Source organism: Orbaceae bacterium lpD01 (assembly GCA_036251705.1).
In the GTDB taxonomy this organism is placed as follows: domain Bacteria; phylum Pseudomonadota; class Gammaproteobacteria; order Enterobacterales; family Orbaceae; genus Utexia; species Utexia brackfieldae.
In genome coordinates, this window is the sequence record CP133959.1 from 2,057,795 (window position 1) to 2,077,891 (window position 20,097).

Sequence of the window (20,097 nt, forward strand, 5' to 3'; positions counted from 1 at the left end):
CGATTACTTTACTCGTAATCATCTCAATTAATAAAGCTTGAGGTTTATCTCGTGCCCGACATGAAGCTTTTCGCCGGCAATGCAACACCAGAACTGGCAAGACATATCGCAAATCGACTATACACATCTCTTGGCGACATCGCAGTTGGTCGCTTTAGTGACGGAGAAGTCAGTGTTCAAATTAATGAAAACGTACGTGGTGAGGACGTTTTTATTATCCAGTCAACCTGTTCGCCGACTAATGATAATCTGATGGAATTATTAGTCATGATTGATGCCATGCGTCGCGCATCAGCTGGCCGTATCACTGCTGTTATCCCTTATTTTGGGTATGCTAGACAAGATCGTCGAGTTCGTTCAGCACGTGTGCCGATTACTGCGAAAGTGGTTGCTGACTTTTTATCAACCGTTGGCGTTGACCGTGTACTGACGGTTGATTTACATGCCGAACAAATCCAGGGCTTCTTTGATGTGCCTGTAGATAATGTCTTTGGTAGCCCTATTTTGCTAGAAGATATGTTACGTAAAAATTTCGAACGCCCTATCGTGGTATCGCCAGATATTGGGGGTGTTGTACGTGCACGCGCCATTGCGAAACTATTAAACGATGCCGATATGGCTATCATTGATAAACGTCGTCCGCGTGCCAACGAAATTGAAGTGATGAATATCATCGGTGATGTTGCCGATCGTGACTGTATCTTAATTGATGATATGATTGATACTGCGGGTACGTTATGTAAAGCGGCAGATGCACTGAAAGCGCGCGGTGCTAAACGCGTATTTGCTTATGCGACGCATCCAATCTTCTCTGGAAAGGCTGTTGAAAACATCAAAAATTCAAAAATTGATGAAGTTATTGTCTGTGACTCAATTCCGCTCTCACCGGAAGTAAAAGCATTAAAAAATGTCAGATCACTCACGCTATCAGGCATGCTTGCTGAAGCGATTCGCCGTATTAGTAACGAAGAGTCTATTTCTGCAATGTTTGAGCACTAATTTTCACATCAATAAATCAGCATGGCTAAACATGCTGATTTTTCTACCTAAAATACTTACTCTCTATGTCAGATATTAAACTTATTGTTGGACTTGCCAATCCTGGTGCTGAATACGCAGCAACCAGACACAATGCTGGTGCATGGTATGTTGATCTATTAGCGCAGCGCTATAATCAATCACTAAAAAATGAGCCTAAGTTCTTTGGTTATACGGCACGGATTAATCTTGAAAATCGCGATGTCCGCCTGCTGGTACCCACCACATTTATGAATTTAAGTGGCAAAGCGGTGAGTGCTTTAGCGAGCTTTTATCAAATCAAACCAGAAGAGATCTTAGTTGCCCATGATGAGTTAGATCTGCCACCAGGAACAGTAAAACTCAAACTGGGTGGCAGTCACGGTGGTCACAATGGGCTAAAAGATATCGCAAGTAAATTGGGTAATAATCCCAACTTTTATCGGTTGAGAATTGGTATTGGTCATCCCGGCGATAAAAGTAAAGTCACTGGTTTTGTGCTAGGTAAGCCGCCGAAGAGTGAACAAGACCTGATTGATGCGGTGATAGATGAAGCGGTTCGTTGCACACGAACACTAATCAAAGAGGATATGAATGCGGCAATGAATCAGTTACATGCTTTTAAAGCCTAAGCAGATTTATTCATTATCTCTTTTCATCAGTGCTCTCATCTTGAATGTATATCGTCAGTTAGATATTCAGATTATCTGACGATTTATCGTAGCCACCTTGCAAACATCCATTTGCGTCATTAAACAAATCTGCAGATAAACTCACATCGCAATAAGATGTCCATATTTAAAATAGTGTACCGTTTACTGAAATATGGCACTTTGTCAACAATACCTAGCTCATCACTATCTATCTTAAAATAGCGTGAATAATCAATAAATTATCATGTAACAAAACTATTTCAAGACGTATGACATTAAAAATATATCGTTTATAATCAATATATTAATCGGCTCAATCTAAACATAATGTTAACCTATTTTATTATCACAATATTGAGCTAATTCACAGACGCTTTTGTCAAAGCGTTTAAATTATCGATATAAGTCGTTAAGAACTAGTGCGCAATAAAGCTAATTATCTGTTTTATTTAAAATTAATGTAATTCCATTGACATAAAATCAAAAAAATTTATTAATAAGAGACAGGCGTTAAATAGTGATCATCATCACTTATTTAATCAATTTATGGGTCATTAAGTTTTAACAAAATGAGGTCTATTATATGAAAAAGATTTTAGCTATCACAACCTTATCTTTAGCAATATTTGCTGCTGGTGCACAGGCAGCAGAGGTCACTGCAACAACTACAGTGAAGGCAACCACCCTGTCGACTCAACAAGTCAATAAACTCACAAAATCAGCCATTGAAGGTTTTGAAGCAATGCGTAATGTGCAATATGCACGTTTAGCTATTTTTAATGGAAATATCGACGACGCGATCAAAGCAACTGATCAGGCCGCCAAATTACTAGCAAAAGACAGTACTAACTGGACTGATTTTCTGACCATGATTAAAGATCCTGCGCTAAAAACCGATGATAACTACGCGATTATTGATGTTTCAATCGCTTTATCAGAAAATTTTGTCGCAACCCCTGAAAAAGAAAAAGCCATTGCCGCTGCAAATGAAAAATTAAAACAAGGACAGCAACAAGAAGCGTTAGAACAGCTTCGTTTGGCAGGGGTAAGTGTTAATCAAACACAGTACGTGATTGGATTGAAACAAACCAATGCAGCGATAGCACAAGCACAGCAACTATTAAAAAGCGGCAAATACTATGAGGCTAACTTAATTCTCAAATCTATTCAAGATAGCATCATAACACTGAGTGAAACCCTCATCACTGCAGAATAATAAGACGCATCAATTAAATTCCTTTAAAACCCAAACGGGTCGACTCGCGACCCGTTTTATTTAAATCCACATTGATCAATCAAATAATACTTATCCGATTAGCTGCGTAATCCTTTACCTTTTTCAATTAATCGCCAGACAACGACATACAATACCAATACAAAAAGCGACAGAATTGAAAAGGTCATCGGCAACGAGACATCACTCATGCCCAAAAAACCAAAACGAAAACCATTTATCATGTAAACAATCGGATTAAACTTTGAAATCCATTGCCATACTGTTGGCAATAAAGATAACGAGTAGAACACCCCGCCAAGATAAGTGAGCGGCGTTAATACAAAAGTCGGGATAATACTAATATCATCAAAGGTTTTAGCATAAACTGCATTTAATAATCCGGCCAGTGAAAATAGAATCGCTGTCATCAGTAAGGTAAACACAACCACCAGCCACGAATGTACTTCAAACGAGACAAACAGTAAAGACACCAGCGTCACAATGATCCCGATTAAAACCCCTCGTGCAACCCCACCGCCAACATAACCTGCGATAATGATATGGGTTGGAACCGGCGCAACTAATAACTCTTCGATATTGCGCTGAAATTTAGCACTAAAAAAAGAGGAGCAGACATTGGTATAAGCGTTGGTGATCACAGCCATCATAATCAGTCCTGGTACGATAAACTGAATATAACTCACTCCATGCATATCCCCAATGCGATGACCAATCAGGTTACCAAAAATCACAAAATAGAGAGACATCGTAATCACTGGTGGCACCAGTGTTTGTACCCAAATTCTTAGAAATCGAGTGATCTCTTTTCGCCAAATACTGCATAAGGCAGTCCAATATAATTTAGTCATGTTGTTCTCCTTGAGCATCAGCGACTAAATGGATGAAGAGTTCCTCTAATCGATTACTTTTATTACGCATACTTAAAATCTGCATGTTTTGTTTCTCAAACAAGTTAAATAATTGATTAAGTCCCTGATTTCGCATCACATCAACCTCAATAACACCAGGTTCAATCAGTTTAGTGTTATAACCGATTAATTCAGGTTTAGTCGTTGCAGGGATAAAATCGAAAACAAAGGTTTCCGACTGCATTTTAGAGAGTAGATCGCGCATCGACGTATTTTCAATCAACAGCCCGTTACTAATAATCCCAATATGACGGCAAAGCATCTCCGCCTCCTCCAGATAATGAGTCGTTAGGATAATCGTGATACCTTGCTGATTAAGCTGTCGTAAAAAGTCCCACATAGAGCGGCGTAGTTCAATATCAACCCCCGCAGTCGGCTCATCTAAAATTAGCAGTTTAGGTTCATGGATTAACGCTCGTGCAATCATTAAACGACGTTTCATACCGCCCGATAATGTTCTCGCTTGAACATCTTTTTTATTCCATAAATCAAGCAATTTGAGATACTCTTCTGCTTTTGTCAGCGCTTTCGAACGAGAGATGCCGTAGTAACCAGCTTGATTAACCACAATTTGCAGTACAGTTTCAAAAGGATTGAAATTAAATTCTTGTGGTACCAGGCCTAATTGACGCTTAGCATTCACTAAGTCGGTATCTAAATCATAGCCAAAAATACTGACTTTACCTGCCGTTTTTGTGACAAGCGAGCTGATAATGCCAATCGTCGTTGACTTACCCGCACCATTAGGTCCCAGTAACGCGTAAAAATCACCGGCAGCAACCGTGAGATTGATTCCTTTCAGTGCTTCAACACCGTTATGATATTTTTTACGAAGCCCGACTAATTCAAGTGCATAATTTGACATAAAAAATCCTTGATATGTGATCCTATTCATTATAACCTTAGGCTGATTTTAAAAATACGCAATAGCGTAATTTTGCTTTGTTCTTATCTGAGAAGCCCAATCTATGAATGCAAAAATTCCGGTTATCCGGATAGCTGCCGTTATTATTACTAATCCTTTCCATCAAATTTTACTTGTAAGAAAAAAAGGGTCTACCTATTTTATGCAAGCAGGTGGTAAAATTGAACCTGCCGAATCCGCGCTTGAAGCTGCGATTCGAGAATTACAAGAAGAATTAATATTAACGGTTAAACCGAACCAGTTAAGATATCTTGGTCAGCATACTGCTCCCGCAGCTAATGAACCTAATCATAATGTGATTGCCGATCTATTTTATATGACAACCGAGCAATATCCAATCACTGCTGCAGCTGAAATAGAAGAGGTTCAATGGGTCACAATAGCGGATGCTAAAAAACTTAAACTGGCGCCACTTACATTAAACACGATAATTCCGATCATTGAAAACAATATTTGTTGTTCATCTGAATAAACTAAAACCTATTTATTTTAAAAGAACGCGTAACTATGAAGAAAATTTATGATCTAATCCAAAGTAATCATGACTGGTCAGATAGCGTTATCTTAGATAACCCAAACTTTTTTAATCGCTTATCCAAAGATCAAAAACCTAAATTTTTATGGATCGGTTGTTCAGATAGCCGAGTTCCTGCAGAAACGTTAACTCATCTTGAACCCGGCGAACTGTTTGTCCATCGAAATGTAGCCAATCTGGTGATTCACACCGACCTCAATTGCCTGTCAGTGGTTCAATATGCTGTTGATGTCTTAGAAGTTGAAGATATTATTGTCTGTGGCCATTTAGGCTGTGGCGGTATCCGTGCTGCGGTAGAAAATCCCGATCTTGGACTGATCAATAACTGGTTATTGCATATCCGCGATCTATGGTTCCGCTACAGCTCGGTTTTAGGCGAGTTTCCTCAAGAGCAGCGTTTGGATATCCTGTGCGAAATTAATGTTATTGAACAAGTTTATAACTTAGGCCACTCAACGATTATTCAATCAGCCTGGAAACGCGGTCAGAATGTCAAAATTCATGGCTGGGTCTATGGGATTAATAACGGCCGAATTACCGATTTAAAGATTAGTTCATTCAGCCCTGAAAGCTTAGAGATTCACTATCGTGAAGCTATTTCAACGCTATTTCAATCCCATAATGTAGTGGATGAAAAAAATTAAAGTGAGTAATACAAGTATCTGACATACTGTTATTACGTTTGATCATGTAATAACAGTATGACTTAGTCTTTAAAATAGTGAATAATCTGATTGCTGCTACCACGCCAAACTAGCGCAGCATCAGAGAGTGCTTGCTCAAATTTACCATCCACCAGCACATCGATAAATTTAACGACTTGCAGCTGATCAGCACTGAGCTCATCGAGTTTATAACCTGTCCAAAGCCAAATATCTTTGTTTTTGCACTCTTGTTTTACTCTGGTGACTAGTTTTAAGACCGCGGCAATATTTTGCGGATGGAGTGGATCACCGCCGGATAAAGATAATCCCTGCCGGTTAATCTCGGTATCTTGCAACTCATGAATGATTTGATCCTCAAGCGCCTGCGTAAAAGGATGACCCGAATTAACAGGCCAGGTACTTTGATTATAGCAACCGCGACATTGATGCACACAACCGGCAACAAATAGACTACAGCGTGTACCGGGACCATTTACCACGTCAACAGAATAGTATTTATGATAATTCATCTCATCTTCTCATTAGAAAAGCCTATTCAGACAAAACCATCTTAGGTCATAAAATGGTTTGGCTGACATAACACTATCCTAATTGCCCATTAGACAGATGTTTAACCCGACGTTTGACTTCCTCTTGCTTGCCGGCATTAAACGGTCTTGCATCAGGGCTGCCTAAATAGCCACAAACACGACGGGTAACAGACACTTTGCTTGAATCATGATTGCCACATTTTGGACAGGTAAAACCCTTGCTGGTACATTCAAATTCGCCAGCATAACCACACTCATAGCACTCATCTATAGGGGTATTGGTTCCATAATAAGGCACCCGAGTATAACTATAATCCCAAACATCCTCTAACGCTTTGACATTATTTTGCATGTTAGGATATTCGCCATAACAGATAAACCCACCACTCGCGATGGAAGGATAAGGTTTTTCAAAATCAATCTTCTCATAAGGATTCACTTTTTTCTCAACATCCAAATGGAAACTATTGGTATAGTAACCTTTATCCGTTACCCCTGTAATGACGCCAAATTCAGCCGCATCAAGACGGCAAAAGCGATCACAAAGATTTTCACTCGGCGTACTATATAAGCTAAAACCATATCCCGTTTCTTTCTTCCACTGCTCAACCGCATCGCGTAGTCGCTGCACAATCAAAACCCCTTTTTCTCTCAGCTGCTCGCTATCAAAAGGGTGTGTCTGATTGCCATATAACGCCTGCAATGCTTCATGGATCCCGATATAACCTAATGAGATAGATGCACGGCCATTTTTGAAGATATCAACGACACAATCATCCTCTTTTAAACGCACACCACATGCGCCTTCCATATAAAGAATAGGCGCAACACGGGCTTTAACATTTTCCAGGCGCGTTATCCGCGTCATTAAAGCGGTTTTGGCGAGTGATAGACGTTTATCTAAGATTTGCCAGAAACGCGCTTCATCCCCTTTGGCTTCAAGTGCAATTCGCGGTAGATTCAAACTTATCACACCTAGATTATTGCGTCCTTCGTGAACAAGCTGGCCATTCTCTTCATAAGTCCCCAGAAAACTTCTGCATCCCATTGGGGTTTTAAATGAACCCGTCACTTCAACAACTTGCTCATAATTAAGAATATCAGGATACATTCTTTTAGAGGCGCACTCTAAAGCCAGCTGTTTGATATCATAGTTAATATCACCGGCTTTATGATTGGTGCCATCTTTAATGGCAAAAACTAATTTAGGGAATACCGCGGTCTTATGATTTTTACCTAAACCATGGATACGCACTTTCAAAATAGAGGCCTGAATCAGACGAGATTCCCAACTAGTACCTAAGCCAAAACCGAAGGTGACAAAAGGCGTCTGACCATTAGCAGTGTGCAGCGTGTTGACTTCATATTCCAGTGACTGAAATGCGTCATAACACTCTTTTTCTGTTCTGGATTTAGCATACTTTTCGATATCCGGCACTTGCCACTCTTTGGCGACTTCAAGATGTTTGTGATAACTTTTAGTGACAAACTCAGCCAGCACTTCATCAATACGGTTGATTGTTGTTCCACCATAAATATGGCTGGCAACTTGCGCTATAATTTGCGCCGTAACCGCGGTGGCCGTTGAGATCGATTTTGGCGTTTCAATTTCAGCATTACCCATTTTAAAGCCGTTCTTTAGCATCCCTTCTAAATCAATTAACATACAGTTAAACATAGGGAAAAACGGCGCATAATCTAGATCATGGTAGTGAATCTGGCCAAGATCATGTGCGCGAGAAATCTCTTTGGGTAATAAATATTGTTTGGCATAATGTTTCGCGACAATACCGGCTAATAAATCGCGCTGGGTCGGAATCACTTTACTATCTTTGTTGGCGTTTTCATTTAAAATCGCCACATTGCTCTGCTCAATCAACCCTTTAATATCTTGATTTAAGCGGCTGCGTTGTTCACGAACACGATCTCTATCATGACGGTATTCAATATAAGTTCGTGCCAGTTTTTTATAAGGACCAGCCATCAACTGATTTTCGACTGAGTTTTGAATATCACCAATGTCAACACTATCAAATTCAGACATTTGATTGGTGACGACACGAGCAACTGAGGCACAATAGTCCGTGTCATTCACATTTGCAGCGACTGCGGCCTTCATAATAGCATCGCGGATGCGACTCTCATTAAATGCAGTCTGACATCCATCTCTTTTAATCACAACAGGCATAACAGGTCCCTTCTATTCCTAAAAAATAAACAAAAATTACAATATATAGTGATGTAATAAATTATTGACACAATATATAGGATTTATGAAAATATTTCATCTATTTATTGGCGGACAATATTGAGAGAAAAGTTATCACCAGAAAATAATATTGAAGAGAAAAAATACGGCTATTTTGATAAGTACTTTAATTAAATAGAGAAAATTGGACAAAAAAATCACCCAGAATAAAAAAACTAAAGCGGTTTTCTCGTCTGGGTGATAATGATTAATTGCGTAATTATAAATCAGTCAATCGATTATTCCATCCACTCAGTATGGAACGTGCCTTCTTTATCAGTACGCTGATAAGTATGTGCACCAAAATAGTCACGCTGCGCCTGAATCAGATTTGCCGGTAATACCGCCGCACGATAACTATCATAGTAGGCAATTGCTGCAGAAAGCGTCGGTACCGGAATACCATTTTGTACCGCTAAACCAACGACATCACGGAGTGATTGTTGATAATCTTCAACCGTCTTTTTAAAGTAAGGGGTTAAGAGTAGATTAACCACATCGGTCTGTTGGTTATAGGCGTCAGTAATTTTTTGCAGGAACTGCGCACGAATGATACAACCAGCACGGAAAATTTTGGCAATCTCACCATAATTCAGATTCCAGTGATAATGTTGTGAAGCTGATTTTAGTTGTGCAAAACCTTGCGCATAAGAGATAATTTTACCCATATAGAGTGCTTTACGCACTTTCTCAACCAGGGCTTGCTTATCACCTTGATAATTGACTTTTGGACCTGACAACTCTTTAGATGCCGCAACACGCTGTGATTTGATTGCCGAGATATAACGAGCAAAGACTGATTCGGTAATGAGTGATAGTGGCTCACCTAAATCAAGTGCGTTTTGGCTGGTCCATTTACCGGTGCCTTTATTGCCAGCAGCATCAACAATCAGATCAACTAAGTATTCACCCGTTTCTGGATCTTTTTTGCGGAAAATATCTGCAGTAATTTCAATTAAGTAACTGTCTAACTCGCCTTTATTCCACTCGCTAAATACCGACGCGAGTTCATCATTACTTAGGCCGGCAATATGTTTTAAGACAGAATAACTTTCTGCAATAAGCTGCATATCACCATATTCAATACCATTATGAACCATCTTCACATAGTGACCTGCACCATCCGAACCAATATAGGTTACACAAGGTTCACCATTTACTTTGGCGGCAATCTGCTCCAAAATTGGTGCAACTAAATCATAGGCTTCTTTTTGACCACCAGGCATAATCGATGGACCTTTTAATGCGCCCTCTTCACCACCAGATACCCCCGTACCGATAAAGTTAAAACCATCGTTTGATAATTCAATATTACGACGAATCGTATCCGGGAAATAAGCATTACCCCCATCGATAATAATATCACCTTTATCTAATATTGATTTTAGCTCATTAATGACCGCATCAGTGCCCTTACCTGCTTGAACCATAATAAGCACACGGCGGGGCTTCTCTAATGAATCCACAAAATCTTGCATCGAATAATAAGGAACCAGTTTTTTATCTGGGTGCTGCGCCATGACTTCATCCGTTTTATCTCTTGAACGGTTGTAGATAGAAACAGTGTAACCACGGCTTTCAATATTCAGGGCCAGATTACGCCCCATGACCGCCATGCCAATGACACCAATATGTTGTTTCGACATAAAAAGCTCCTTAAAATAATTTGTATCAGCAACTCACAATAGTTGACGAAAATAAATGGTTATTTTGCATCATATTATATTTAAAAAACGAAAAAAAGTGCTAAGTAAAGGCACTTTTATTTAAAATCAGAAAATTCAACAGGTTATCTAAAAGATGATTGGATTAATAGATACTATTGATGATAGTTAATACCGTAATAGCTGGTAAAGATTATAACGTATCCGAAAAACAACCAACTATCTTTGTCTATTCACTTTGCCACACGCAAAAATACGTTAACATCTTCTCAATCAAGTTAACTTATCCCGAAAAATGAGACCTCAGTATCCGTATTGAGCTAACCGTAATCGGTTTCAAATCAAAATCTGATAGTTGAAAAAATAGAGGACAAGTCCCCTATTTTTATATTACTTAATCAAACTGAGTTTAGACAACAATATCTTCACTCCACGAGCAAAGTACATCGTCATAGCTCATGACTAAATTAAGAACGTTTCATCATATCAAAAAACTCTTCGTTGGTTTTGGTCATTGCCAATTTACCAATTAAGAATTCCATTGCTTCAATCTCACCCATAGGATGGAGAATTTTACGTAAGATCCACATTTTTTGTAACTCATCAGGAGAAGTCATCAACTCTTCTTTACGAGTACCAGAACGATTAAAGTCAATCGCCGGAAATACACGTTTTTCAGCAATTTTACGAGAAAGATGAAGTTCCATATTACCGGTACCTTTAAACTCCTCATAAATCACTTCATCCATTTTTGAACCTGTATCGACTAATGCAGTAGCAATAATCGTTAAGCTGCCGCCCTCTTCAACATTACGCGCTGCACCAAAAAAGCGTTTTGGTCTATGTAGTGCATTCGCATCCACACCACCGGTTAGAATTTTACCTGAAGCAGGAACGACAGTATTATAAGCACGTGCTAAACGGGTAATTGAATCGAGCAAAATGATCACATCTTTTTTATGCTCAACGAGACGCTTGGCTTTTTCAATCACCATTTCAGCGACCTGGACATGACGAGAAGCGGGTTCATCAAACGTAGAAGCAATCACCTCACCTTTCACCAGACGCTGCATTTCGGTGACTTCTTCTGGACGCTCATCAATTAATAACACCATTAATTCACATTCAGGGTAATTAAACGCAATGCTTTGCGCGATATTTTGTAGCAACATCGTTTTACCGGCTTTTGGCGGCGCGACGATTAAACCACGCTGGCCTCGACCAATCGGTGAAGCTAAATCTAATACGCGAGCAGTTAAGTCCTCGGTTGAACCATTGCCTCGTTCCATTCTTAAGCGAATATTAGCATGGAGTGGCGTGAGATTTTCAAATAGAATTTTGTTACGCGCATCTTCGGGCTTATCGTGATTAACTTCGTTAACTTTTAATAATGCGAAATAACGCTCACCCTCTTTTGGTGGTCTAATTTTACCGGAAATAGTATCACCGGTACGAAGGTTGAAACGACGAATTTGACTTGGAGATACATAGATATCATCAGGACCAGCAAGATATGAGCTATCAGAAGAGCGAAGAAAACCAAATCCATCTTGCAATATCTCTAACACGCCATCACCAAAAATATCTTCGCCACTTTTTGCATGTTGTTTGAGGATAGAGAAGATAATATCCTGTTTTCTTAAGCGGGCTAAATTTTCCAGCCCCATTGTTTTTTCACCTAAGGTGACTAATTCAGAAACCGGTTTGTTTTTTAATTCAGTAAGATTCATAATTAAAGATTCTTGAGGTTGAGAGATAAGTTTTGATATGTTGTTGTCTAGATTGATATTTAGATAAATCCCCAAAAAGATAGGAGATATTTAATAGACTGTGTTTATACAGTCAAATAGACAAGGATGCCTTATTTAAATTTGGAGTATAAATATACATAGTTTATTACCAGATGTCTAGTAATAGAATAAAAAAACGAAAAATTGTTGAGATTTAACGATAAGTTAAGATAAATAGAACGGACTGAGAAACGAGTCCGTCCTATTTTTTAGGTCTACTATAAATGGCTATCGATAAATGCTTTTAGTTGAGACTTTGATAATGCGCCAACTTGCGTCGCTACCACACTACCATTTTTGAACAAAAGTAGCGTTGGGATACCGCGAATACCAAATTTAGGTGCAGTATTTGGATTTTGATCGATATTTAATTTAGCAATTACCACTTTACCGGTATATTCCTGAGCAACTTCCTCGAGAATTGGAGCAATCATTTTACAAGGACCACACCATTCAGCCCAAAAATCAACTAAAACCGGCGTACTCGATTGTGATATAGTGGTATCAAAACTATCATCAGTTAAAGAAACGATATTGTTACTCATAAAATCTCCCATAAATTTATTCTTTCATGTTAATATGTTCATATTAAGATAAATTTATATACACTGCTATCAATTATTCTAATAGAAATAATTGCTAAATAATTTTTGTACGATTAAACAAAATCAACCGGCATTAGGGATATCAAGCAATATTTATGACACAAGCATACTTAACCGATAAAAAATTCTCAGAATTTGGGCTTCATCCATTAATTATCCAAGCTTTAACTAAACGCGGATTTGATTATTGTACGCCAATTCAAGCGCAATCGTTACCTCATAGCTTAAATAATAAAGATATTGCTGCGCAAGGACAAACCGGAACGGGTAAAACGATGGCGTTTTTAACCTCAACGTTTCAGTTTCTGCTTAATCATCCAGCTCTACCTGATCGTCAAATTAATCAACCAAGAGCCATTATTATCGCGCCAACCCGAGAGTTGGTTGTACAAATCTATAATGATGCTAAGTTTCTGGCCGACGAGACCAACATCAAATTAGGTCTCGCTTATGGTGGTGATGGTTACGATAAGCAATTAAAAGTACTCGCTGCAGGTGTCGATATTCTCATTGCCACAACAGGGCGATTAATTGATTATGCAAAGCAAAATTATGTCGATCTAAGCGCAATTCAGGTAATGGTACTCGATGAAGCTGATCGCATGTTTGATTTAGGCTTTATTCGTGACATTCGTTGGATCTTTAGACATGTAACACCACCATCACAACGTTTAACCATGCTTTTTTCGGCAACACTGTCTCATAATGTGAAAGAACTTGCCTTTGAGCATATGAATAATCCTGAATATGTTGAGATTGAACCAGAACAAAAAACCGGCCATCGTATTAAAGAAGAGCTATTCTTCCCGTCAAATGAAGATAAACTGCCTTTATTACAAACCTTAATCGAAGAAGAGTGGCCTGATAGATGTATTATTTTTGCCAATACCAAGGTAACTTGCGAACTGATTTGGCGAAATTTGATTGCGGATCATCATCGTGTTGGATTACTCACCGGTGATATTGCACAGAAAAAACGTCTACAGATTTTAGAAGACTTCACCAACGGCCATCTCGATATTCTGGTCGCAACGGATGTCGCAGCCAGAGGATTACATATTCCTGACGTCACACACGTATTTAACTATGATCTACCTGATGATTTTAAAGACTATGTCCATCGAATTGGCCGAACGGGCCGAGCTGGCACATTAGGGCACTCTATCTCACTCGCTTGTGAGCAATATGCGATGAATTTGCCCGCGATTGAAGAGTATATTGGTCATCCGATTACCGTCAGTCAATATAATGCCGACGCGCTACTCACCGACTTACCAACCGTGAAACCTTTCCGTAGACATTATAATAATCGTCGTAGAAAAACGAATAACGCTTAGCAGCATATCTTTATAAGTCCTTTAAATATTCACGCATCTAAATGATGCGTGAATATCTTCAAATATCAGCTTATCCCTCTGGATATAGCTGCATAAATTGTGTTCTTAAATGTTCTTTTTGCTCATCTGAAAGTACCGCAACATGATAGCCATTTATCGCGGCAAATAGAATATATAGCACATTTATCGATATATTGTTATTACGCTGCTTTAGCCGATAATAAACTTTAAGCGCACCATCATTTTTCAATTGGTTTATATTAACAATACCAATTTGTATCAATAAACGTTCCAATGAGAGCGTCATATTAGGTAAATCTTTAAGACGATTCTCCTTAAGACTCAATTTGATTTTTTTATCTTCAAATGCACCACTAATTGATAAACGAAGTAGTTTTTCGAGTAAAACACTGTTTTTCCAGATTGTTTCTGATACGCAATAATAGTGTAACAACTTTGAAAATCCGCCGGTAGATAAACTGAGCGGTAGCATCTGCAAATCAGTAAAAACAGCGAGAAAAGATGCGTTAGCTCGCAAATAAAGATTATCACTAAACACCCATGCAAACATCACATTATCAAGTAAAATGCCATATCCACCAAACATAGAACGTGATGATAAATTTCCCAAATAATGGTATTTTTTGAGTAATTTGTTTGTTATTTTCTTCGATTCTACGATCCCCATTAGCACTCCCCTTAAATTATACCCAAGACTTATCTTTTATTATGGAATTTACCCTAAAAATGAGCAAAAAAGAAGCGATCGTGCTTTTTCGTTCAAATTTTTCGAGATAGATTCCAATTAATCTACGAATTGTCAGAAAATTGAGGTAATGAAGTAGGCCAATATTGATAAAATAAATTGATTAAATAAAATGAGCCATCATCGCCACAAAAAATATCGGGATCTGAGTTGGCAAGATGATGATTGAGTGAACCAATGAAAATTATTGAATGCTTATGCAGCAAGTATAAAACGGCATTGATATTGAGGCAAAATAGACAATTAATGAATCTAAAATTGTCTATTTTTGATAAAAAAAACAGATAAAACAAGACTTAACTATCGATAAAGAAACAATTTTTATGAGTAAAAAATTGTTAGCGGTATAAAAGCCATCATAAGACCTTTTTACCTCCAATCACTAAATTGCGGCTTCGTCCATTTCACCAGTACGAATTCGGATAACTTGTTCAACATCATAAACAAAAATCTTTCCATCACCAATCTTACCGGTTTGGGCTGTATTGATGATAGTCTCGATACACATATCAACAATATCGTCAGGAATAACTACTTCAATTTTGACTTTAGGTAAGAAATCGACCATATATTCAGCGCCACGATAAAGTTCAGTATGTCCTTTCTGGCGACCAAACCCTTTTACCTCAGTCACCGTCATACCAGTAATGCCCTGTTCCGCAAGAGCTTCACGGATATCATCCAATTTAAATGGTTTAATGATTGCTTCAATCTTTTTCATAAAAAATTCCTCTACAAAATAATTCAATAAATAGCCTATCTTCGTTATTCATTAATAACGCCATGATCGTTCATCAGTCATTATTAGCCGTTTTTATAACCAAATCCGGAAGTGATGGGATAACGTCTTCCTTTGCCCAAATTGCGTACAGTAATTTTAGGGCCAATCGCCGATTGGCGTCTTTTATATTCATTTATATTGACCAGTTTGATGACACGCAGCACCGTTTGTCGGTCATATCCCTGCACAACTAACGCTTCAACCGATAAATCTTGTTCAATATATCCCCGCAAAATACCATCCAAAACATCATAAGGCGGTAAGCTATCCTCATCTTTTTGATCTGGTGCAAGTTCTGCTGAAGGCGGCCGGATAATCACACGCTCAGGGATCACATAAGAGCGGGTATTGCGAAAACGTGATAACGCAAATACTAATGTTTTAGGCACATCTTTTAGCACATCAAACCCACCAGCCATATCACCATATAAGGTGGCATAACCAACCGACATCTCACTTTTATTACCCGTGGTCAACACCAGACGGCGCCGTTTATTCGACAGCGCCATTAAAATAACGCCTCGACAACGGGCTTGTAAATTCTCTTCAGTGGTATCTTTCTCGGTACCGGCAAACACCGGCGTAAGTTGAGTCATAAAGGCGTCGAACATCGGTTCGATCGAGATGATATCAAATTCTACGCCTAATAATTCCGCCTCTTCTCTGGCATCGGCAATACTGATATCAGCGGTATACCGAAAGGGCATCATCACCGCTTGCGCTTTATCTTTGCCTAACGCATCAACTGCAATGGCTAAGGTCAGTGCAGAATCAATACCGCCAGATAATCCCAGTACAATGCCCTCAAAACCATTTTTTTTGACATAATCACGTACCGATAATACTAGTGCATCATAAATATCTGCGCACCGATTATCGTTAAGATAGTGCTTTTCATCGGTCGGATTACTGACGGTTAATTGAGGATTAAATTTGACGATAGCGGTTTTTTCTACAAAGCTCTCCATGGAAAAAACCGGCATCCCCTTTTCACTACAAACAAATGAGTGGCCGTCAAAAATCAGCTCGTCCTGACCACCAACCTGATTTACATAAACAATTGGCACGGATAATTTTTGCGCTTGTTTAGCCATTAACTGTAGGCGTTGGGCCGCTTTTTGCTCGTCATAAGGTGAAGCATTGATTGAAATAAGCATATCAATCTGATGCAATTTTAGCTGCTCAACGGGTGCATCTTGCCATAAGTCTTCACAGATAAGCAACCCTAAACGAACGCCCTTAAACTCAACGATGCCATCAGTGTGCCCCACCTGAAAATAACGTTTTTCATCAAACACATCATAATTTGCTAGCTGCTGTTTATGATAAAGGGCCAGACGCTGGCCTTGGTAAAAAAAAGATAACGAATTATAAATTACGCCCGCCTGCCAGGTTGGATGACCGACTATCACCGCACAGTCCTGAGTTGCAGCCTGAATGAGATTTAATTGTGATTCACAGCGCTGCTGAAAATCTTTTCTAAAGATTAAATCCTCAGGCGGATAACCACATAATGCCAGTTCGGAAAACACAACCATATCACAATGTGACTGCGCTTTAATCTCCTGCAAAATGCTGGCCACATTCCCTTCAATATCACCGACATGCCAATTTTTCTGCGCCAAAGCGATAGACAACGTCATAACTTATTACTCGTTTGTAAACTGATCAAATTAAACTGTCAGTTTAAATCATTCTCATGGCAGCAGCTACTTTTTTGTCGCAATGTTAAAGAGAAAGCTTGAGAGTTATAACATTGTCAGTTATAACAGTATTAGAAAAACTATTGATAGAGCAAAATTATGACAATGAAAATCGAAAAACAGCTGATAGTGACACTTGCAGAGCGCAGTTACCCTATCCATATTGGTCGTGGTCTATTTGATGATATCGGTCCATTTGGGCTGTCTGCTGGGCAAAGAGTCTTGATTGTCACCAATCAGACCATTGCACCTTATTATCTGGCACAAGTGACCTCAACACTCACTCAGCATCATATTATAGTTGATCACTTCTGCCTGCCTGATGGTGAGCAGTATAAAACAGTAGCCGTTTGGCAGCAGATTATGACGGCCCTGCTAGAGAAAAATCATACCCGGAAATCAATCATTGTTGCGCTTGGTGGCGGTGTGATTGGCGATATGGCCGGATTTGCTGCAGCCTGCTATCAGCGTGGAATTCAATTTATACAAGTACCCACTACGTTATTGTCACAAGTTGACTCCTCTGTAGGGGGAAAGACCGGCGTTAATCATCCGCTGGGTAAAAATATGATTGGCGCATTTTATCAACCGCAATCCGTCGTGATTGATACTGATAGTCTGAAAACGTTACCCGCAAGAGAACTTTCAGCGGGTCTGGCTGAAGTCATCAAATATGGCATTATTTTGGATAACACGTTTTTTGCCTGGCTTGAAAACAATATCGACCAATTGATCAATCTTGATCCTAAGGCGCTCTCCTACTGTATTCACCGTTGCTGTGAACTTAAAGCACACATTGTTGCACAAGATGAAAATGAGCTAGGTATCCGCGCTATTTTAAATTTAGGCCATACATTTGGCCATGCTATTGAGGCAGAGCTCGGTTATGGCCAATGGTTACATGGCGAAGCTGTTTCAGTAGGCACATTGATGGCAGCACAAACTGCTGAAATACTCGGATTAATCACGCCTGTCGATATCGAGAGAATAAAGCAGCTGTTAAGCCGGGCCAATCTGCCGACACAGCGACCTAAGCAGATGGATGCAAAGGCTTATTTACCGCATATGCTACGAGATAAGAAAGTGATCTCCGATAAACTTCGTTTAGTATTACCTACGGCTATTGGCCAGGCTGAAATTAGAGAGGGTATCGATCACGCTGTCGTCTTAGCAGCCATATCTCGGGTTTAATATTGTAAGCCAGAGGCTCATGTTAGAGGGCTCTGGCGAAATATCAAACTGATGCTCAGCCGCACCATGAGACACCAGCAATCGCGTTGACTTTAAAATTTGATAGATACTGAAAATCAATAACTTGATCAGTAAAGTCGCACCTTTATCACATCCTGTTAGCACTAAAATAAAATCGCTTAAGCTATTTACAAAACCGTATTTCCATGTTTACATATACCATGTAATGTGTAATGTAATCTTTACATTCACATAAAAGAATATGATTAGGAATATAAAAATGCAGAAAGATAGCTTAAATAATATCAGAATTAAGGACGAGCACGTTTTGATTACGCCAGCAGATTTAAAGAACCGTTTTCCATTATCAGAAAAACTTGCTCAACAAATAGCTGACTCACGTCAAACGATTGTCGATATTCTTGAACGACGCGATCCACGTTTACTCATCGTATGTGGTCCCTGCTCAATCCATGATCCAGAAGCCGCTATTACCTACGCCCATCAGCTAAAAAACCTGGCTGATGAATTAGGGGATAAGCTTTATATCGTGATGCGAGTCTATTTTGAAAAACCACGTACAACCGTTGGTTGGAAAGGTTTAATTAATGATCCACATATGGATAACTCATTTAATATTGAACATGGGTTATTCTTAGCACGACAATTATTAACGGATATCGCAGAAATTGGTTTACCGTTAGCGACCGAGGCTCTAGATCCAAATACCCCGCAGTACTTAGGTGATCTGATTAGCTGGGCTGCGATTGGAGCCAGAACCACTGAATCACAAACACATCGTGAAATGGCATCAGGCCTCTCTATGCCGATCGGTTTTAAAAATGGTACTGATGGTAGTATGGATGTTGCTATTAATGCGATGAAGTCTGCATCCATGCCGCACCGTTTTGTCGGGATTAATCAGCAAGGACAAGTTAGCGTCCTGCAAACGGCAGGTAATCCACATGGTCACGTGATTTTACGTGGTGGAAAAGCGCCTAATTATGATGCTCAATCTGTCACTGAATGTGAAAATCAGATGAAAAAAGCCGGTCTTGTTCCTACATTAATGGTCGATTGTAGTCATGCCAATTCAAATAAAGATTACAAACGTCAGCCTTTAGTTGCCCGATCTGTGATGGACCAAATTAATACGGGTAATCACTCAATTATTGGTTTGATGATCGAAAGTAATATCAATGAAGGTAATCAATCTTCCGAGCTCACAAAAGATAAACTGGCTTACGGTGTATCAGTCACCGATGCTTGTATCAATTGGCAAGAGACTGAAAAATTGTTGCATGATATCTCAGCTGAAACGGCTAAAGTACTAATGCAGCGCATTGCCTAATTGAATTTTCTCAGTGATCAATTTAGCTTGCAGGATTTATCACCTGCAGGCTAAATATTGCGATAATATCTATTTCATTTCACCCGCTTACCTGCACTTAACTACTTGATATTAGCGACGATAGAGACGATGCCAACTCTCTGAAACCCTATCTTTTGATATTTTAGTCAGATATTAAGAGACCATAATCA

18 protein-coding genes are annotated in these 20,097 nt (G+C 39.2%); 8 read left to right on the forward strand and 10 right to left on the reverse strand.

The annotated features are described in order from the left end of the window. Window positions 1-51: 51 nt before the first annotated feature. The 3 genes from RHO15_09270 (at window position 52) to RHO15_09280 (ending at window position 2,886) form a co-directional block, all read left to right on the forward strand. A complete protein-coding gene (locus RHO15_09270; protein WVD63649.1) occupies window positions 52-999 on the forward strand; it encodes a ribose-phosphate pyrophosphokinase in 948 nt (315 codons plus the stop codon). A 65-nt stretch (window positions 1,000-1,064) separates the two neighbouring features. Then, on the forward strand, window positions 1,065-1,649 hold the full coding sequence (gene pth / locus RHO15_09275) for an aminoacyl-tRNA hydrolase (GenBank protein ID WVD63650.1): 585 nt from the start codon (window positions 1,065-1,067) through the stop codon (window positions 1,647-1,649). Between the two features lie 604 nt (window positions 1,650-2,253). Beyond that, window positions 2,254-2,886 (forward strand): YfdX family protein, encoded by a 633-nt coding sequence (locus RHO15_09280; GenBank protein ID WVD63651.1) that lies wholly within the window; start codon window positions 2,254-2,256, stop codon window positions 2,884-2,886. A 98-nt stretch (window positions 2,887-2,984) separates the two neighbouring features. On the opposite strand, the gene RHO15_09285 is transcribed toward RHO15_09280, so the two are convergent. Next, window positions 2,985-3,755, reverse strand: a complete 771-nt coding sequence (locus tag RHO15_09285) for an ABC transporter permease (protein WVD63652.1) — start codon at window positions 3,753-3,755, stop codon at window positions 2,985-2,987. Then, window positions 3,748-4,680, reverse strand: a complete 933-nt coding sequence (locus RHO15_09290) for an ABC transporter ATP-binding protein (GenBank protein WVD63653.1) — start codon at window positions 4,678-4,680, stop codon at window positions 3,748-3,750. The genes RHO15_09285 and RHO15_09290 overlap by 8 nt, the downstream gene beginning before the upstream one ends. A 103-nt stretch (window positions 4,681-4,783) precedes the next feature. Here RHO15_09290 and RHO15_09295 point away from each other — a divergent pair, with 103 nt between their 5' ends. Then, window positions 4,784-5,212, forward strand: a complete 429-nt coding sequence (locus RHO15_09295) for an NUDIX domain-containing protein (GenBank protein ID WVD63654.1) — start codon at window positions 4,784-4,786, stop codon at window positions 5,210-5,212. A 35-nt stretch (window positions 5,213-5,247) separates the two neighbouring features. Next, entirely contained in the window at window positions 5,248-5,919 is a 672-nt protein-coding gene (gene can / locus RHO15_09300) for a carbonate dehydratase (GenBank protein ID WVD63655.1), read from the forward strand. A gap of 62 nt (window positions 5,920-5,981) precedes the next feature. Here the strand turns inward: can and nrdG are convergent, their stop codons facing one another. The 5 genes from nrdG to trxA form a co-directional block, all read right to left on the reverse strand. Further along, window positions 5,982-6,449 carry an anaerobic ribonucleoside-triphosphate reductase-activating protein gene (gene nrdG / locus RHO15_09305; GenBank protein ID WVD63656.1) on the reverse strand — a complete coding sequence of 156 codons (468 nt, stop codon included), beginning with the start codon at window positions 6,447-6,449 and terminating at the stop codon, window positions 5,982-5,984. A gap of 73 nt (window positions 6,450-6,522) precedes the next feature. Then, window positions 6,523-8,658, reverse strand: coding sequence for an anaerobic ribonucleoside-triphosphate reductase (gene nrdD, locus RHO15_09310; protein WVD63657.1), 2,136 nt, complete (start codon window positions 8,656-8,658; stop codon window positions 6,523-6,525). A gap of 299 nt (window positions 8,659-8,957) precedes the next feature. Further along, the gene (gene gndA, locus RHO15_09315; protein ID WVD63658.1) at window positions 8,958-10,364 is read right to left on the reverse strand and encodes an NADP-dependent phosphogluconate dehydrogenase; all 1,407 of its coding nucleotides are present in this window, start codon (window positions 10,362-10,364) and stop codon (window positions 8,958-8,960) included. Between the two features lie 485 nt (window positions 10,365-10,849). After that, window positions 10,850-12,112 (reverse strand): transcription termination factor Rho, encoded by a 1,263-nt coding sequence (rho, locus tag RHO15_09320; GenBank protein ID WVD63659.1) that lies wholly within the window; start codon window positions 12,110-12,112, stop codon window positions 10,850-10,852. 278 nt (window positions 12,113-12,390) lie between these two features. Continuing rightward, window positions 12,391-12,717, reverse strand: coding sequence for a thioredoxin TrxA (gene trxA / locus RHO15_09325; GenBank protein ID WVD63660.1), 327 nt, complete (start codon window positions 12,715-12,717; stop codon window positions 12,391-12,393). Between the two features lie 155 nt (window positions 12,718-12,872). Here trxA and rhlB point away from each other — a divergent pair, with 155 nt between their 5' ends. After that, window positions 12,873-14,114, forward strand: a complete 1,242-nt coding sequence (rhlB, locus tag RHO15_09330; GenBank protein WVD63661.1) for an ATP-dependent RNA helicase RhlB — start codon at window positions 12,873-12,875, stop codon at window positions 14,112-14,114. 70 nt (window positions 14,115-14,184) lie between these two features. Here the strand turns inward: rhlB and RHO15_09335 are convergent, their stop codons facing one another. The 3 genes from RHO15_09335 to RHO15_09345 all read right to left on the reverse strand — a co-directional run bounded on the left by RHO15_09335 (window position 14,185) and on the right by RHO15_09345 (window position 17,304). Beyond that, entirely contained in the window at window positions 14,185-14,745 is a 561-nt protein-coding gene (locus tag RHO15_09335; protein ID WVD63662.1) for a TfoX/Sxy family DNA transformation protein, read from the reverse strand. 517 nt (window positions 14,746-15,262) lie between these two features. Then, window positions 15,263-15,601, reverse strand: coding sequence for a nitrogen regulatory protein P-II (glnB, locus tag RHO15_09340; GenBank protein ID WVD63663.1), 339 nt, complete (start codon window positions 15,599-15,601; stop codon window positions 15,263-15,265). Between the two features lie 83 nt (window positions 15,602-15,684). Further along, window positions 15,685-17,304: an NAD+ synthase gene (locus RHO15_09345; protein WVD63664.1), complete on the reverse strand. Its 1,620-nt coding sequence runs from the start codon at window positions 17,302-17,304 to the stop codon at window positions 15,685-15,687. A 159-nt stretch (window positions 17,305-17,463) separates the two neighbouring features. Between RHO15_09345 and aroB the strand changes: the two genes are divergently transcribed. Together aroB and RHO15_09355 are read left to right on the forward strand one after the other, a co-directional pair. After that, window positions 17,464-18,555 (forward strand): 3-dehydroquinate synthase, encoded by a 1,092-nt coding sequence (gene aroB / locus RHO15_09350; protein ID WVD63665.1) that lies wholly within the window; start codon window positions 17,464-17,466, stop codon window positions 18,553-18,555. Between the two features lie 280 nt (window positions 18,556-18,835). Continuing rightward, window positions 18,836-19,906 carry a 3-deoxy-7-phosphoheptulonate synthase gene (locus RHO15_09355; GenBank protein WVD63666.1) on the forward strand — a complete coding sequence of 357 codons (1,071 nt, stop codon included), beginning with the start codon at window positions 18,836-18,838 and terminating at the stop codon, window positions 19,904-19,906. The last annotated feature ends 191 nt before the right edge of the window (window positions 19,907-20,097 follow it).

What these genes read in the sequence shown, in the direction of transcription:
- pth (WVD63650.1), top strand. Translation starts at nt 1,065, where the DNA reads ATGTCAGATATTAAACTTATTGTTGGACTTGCCAATCCTGGTGCTGAA.
- RHO15_09280 (WVD63651.1), top strand. Translation starts at nt 2,254, where the DNA reads ATGAAAAAGATTTTAGCTATCACAACCTTATCTTTAGCAATATTTGCT.
- RHO15_09285 (WVD63652.1), bottom strand. Translation starts at nt 3,755, where the DNA reads ATGACTAAATTATATTGGACTGCCTTATGCAGTATTTGGCGAAAAGAG.
- RHO15_09290 (WVD63653.1), bottom strand. Translation starts at nt 4,680, where the DNA reads ATGTCAAATTATGCACTTGAATTAGTCGGGCTTCGTAAAAAATATCAT.
- RHO15_09295 (WVD63654.1), top strand. Translation starts at nt 4,784, where the DNA reads ATGAATGCAAAAATTCCGGTTATCCGGATAGCTGCCGTTATTATTACT.
- can (WVD63655.1), top strand. Translation starts at nt 5,248, where the DNA reads ATGAAGAAAATTTATGATCTAATCCAAAGTAATCATGACTGGTCAGAT.
- nrdG (WVD63656.1), bottom strand. Translation starts at nt 6,449, where the DNA reads ATGAATTATCATAAATACTATTCTGTTGACGTGGTAAATGGTCCCGGT.
- nrdD (WVD63657.1), bottom strand. Translation starts at nt 8,658, where the DNA reads ATGCCTGTTGTGATTAAAAGAGATGGATGTCAGACTGCATTTAATGAG.
- gndA (WVD63658.1), bottom strand. Translation starts at nt 10,364, where the DNA reads ATGTCGAAACAACATATTGGTGTCATTGGCATGGCGGTCATGGGGCGT.
- rho (WVD63659.1), bottom strand. Translation starts at nt 12,112, where the DNA reads ATGAATCTTACTGAATTAAAAAACAAACCGGTTTCTGAATTAGTCACC.
- trxA (WVD63660.1), bottom strand. Translation starts at nt 12,717, where the DNA reads ATGAGTAACAATATCGTTTCTTTAACTGATGATAGTTTTGATACCACT.
- rhlB (WVD63661.1), top strand. Translation starts at nt 12,873, where the DNA reads ATGACACAAGCATACTTAACCGATAAAAAATTCTCAGAATTTGGGCTT.
- glnB (WVD63663.1), bottom strand. Translation starts at nt 15,601, where the DNA reads ATGAAAAAGATTGAAGCAATCATTAAACCATTTAAATTGGATGATATC.
- RHO15_09345 (WVD63664.1), bottom strand. Translation starts at nt 17,304, where the DNA reads ATGACGTTGTCTATCGCTTTGGCGCAGAAAAATTGGCATGTCGGTGAT.
- aroB (WVD63665.1), top strand. Translation starts at nt 17,464, where the DNA reads ATGACAATGAAAATCGAAAAACAGCTGATAGTGACACTTGCAGAGCGC.
- RHO15_09355 (WVD63666.1), top strand. Translation starts at nt 18,836, where the DNA reads ATGCAGAAAGATAGCTTAAATAATATCAGAATTAAGGACGAGCACGTT.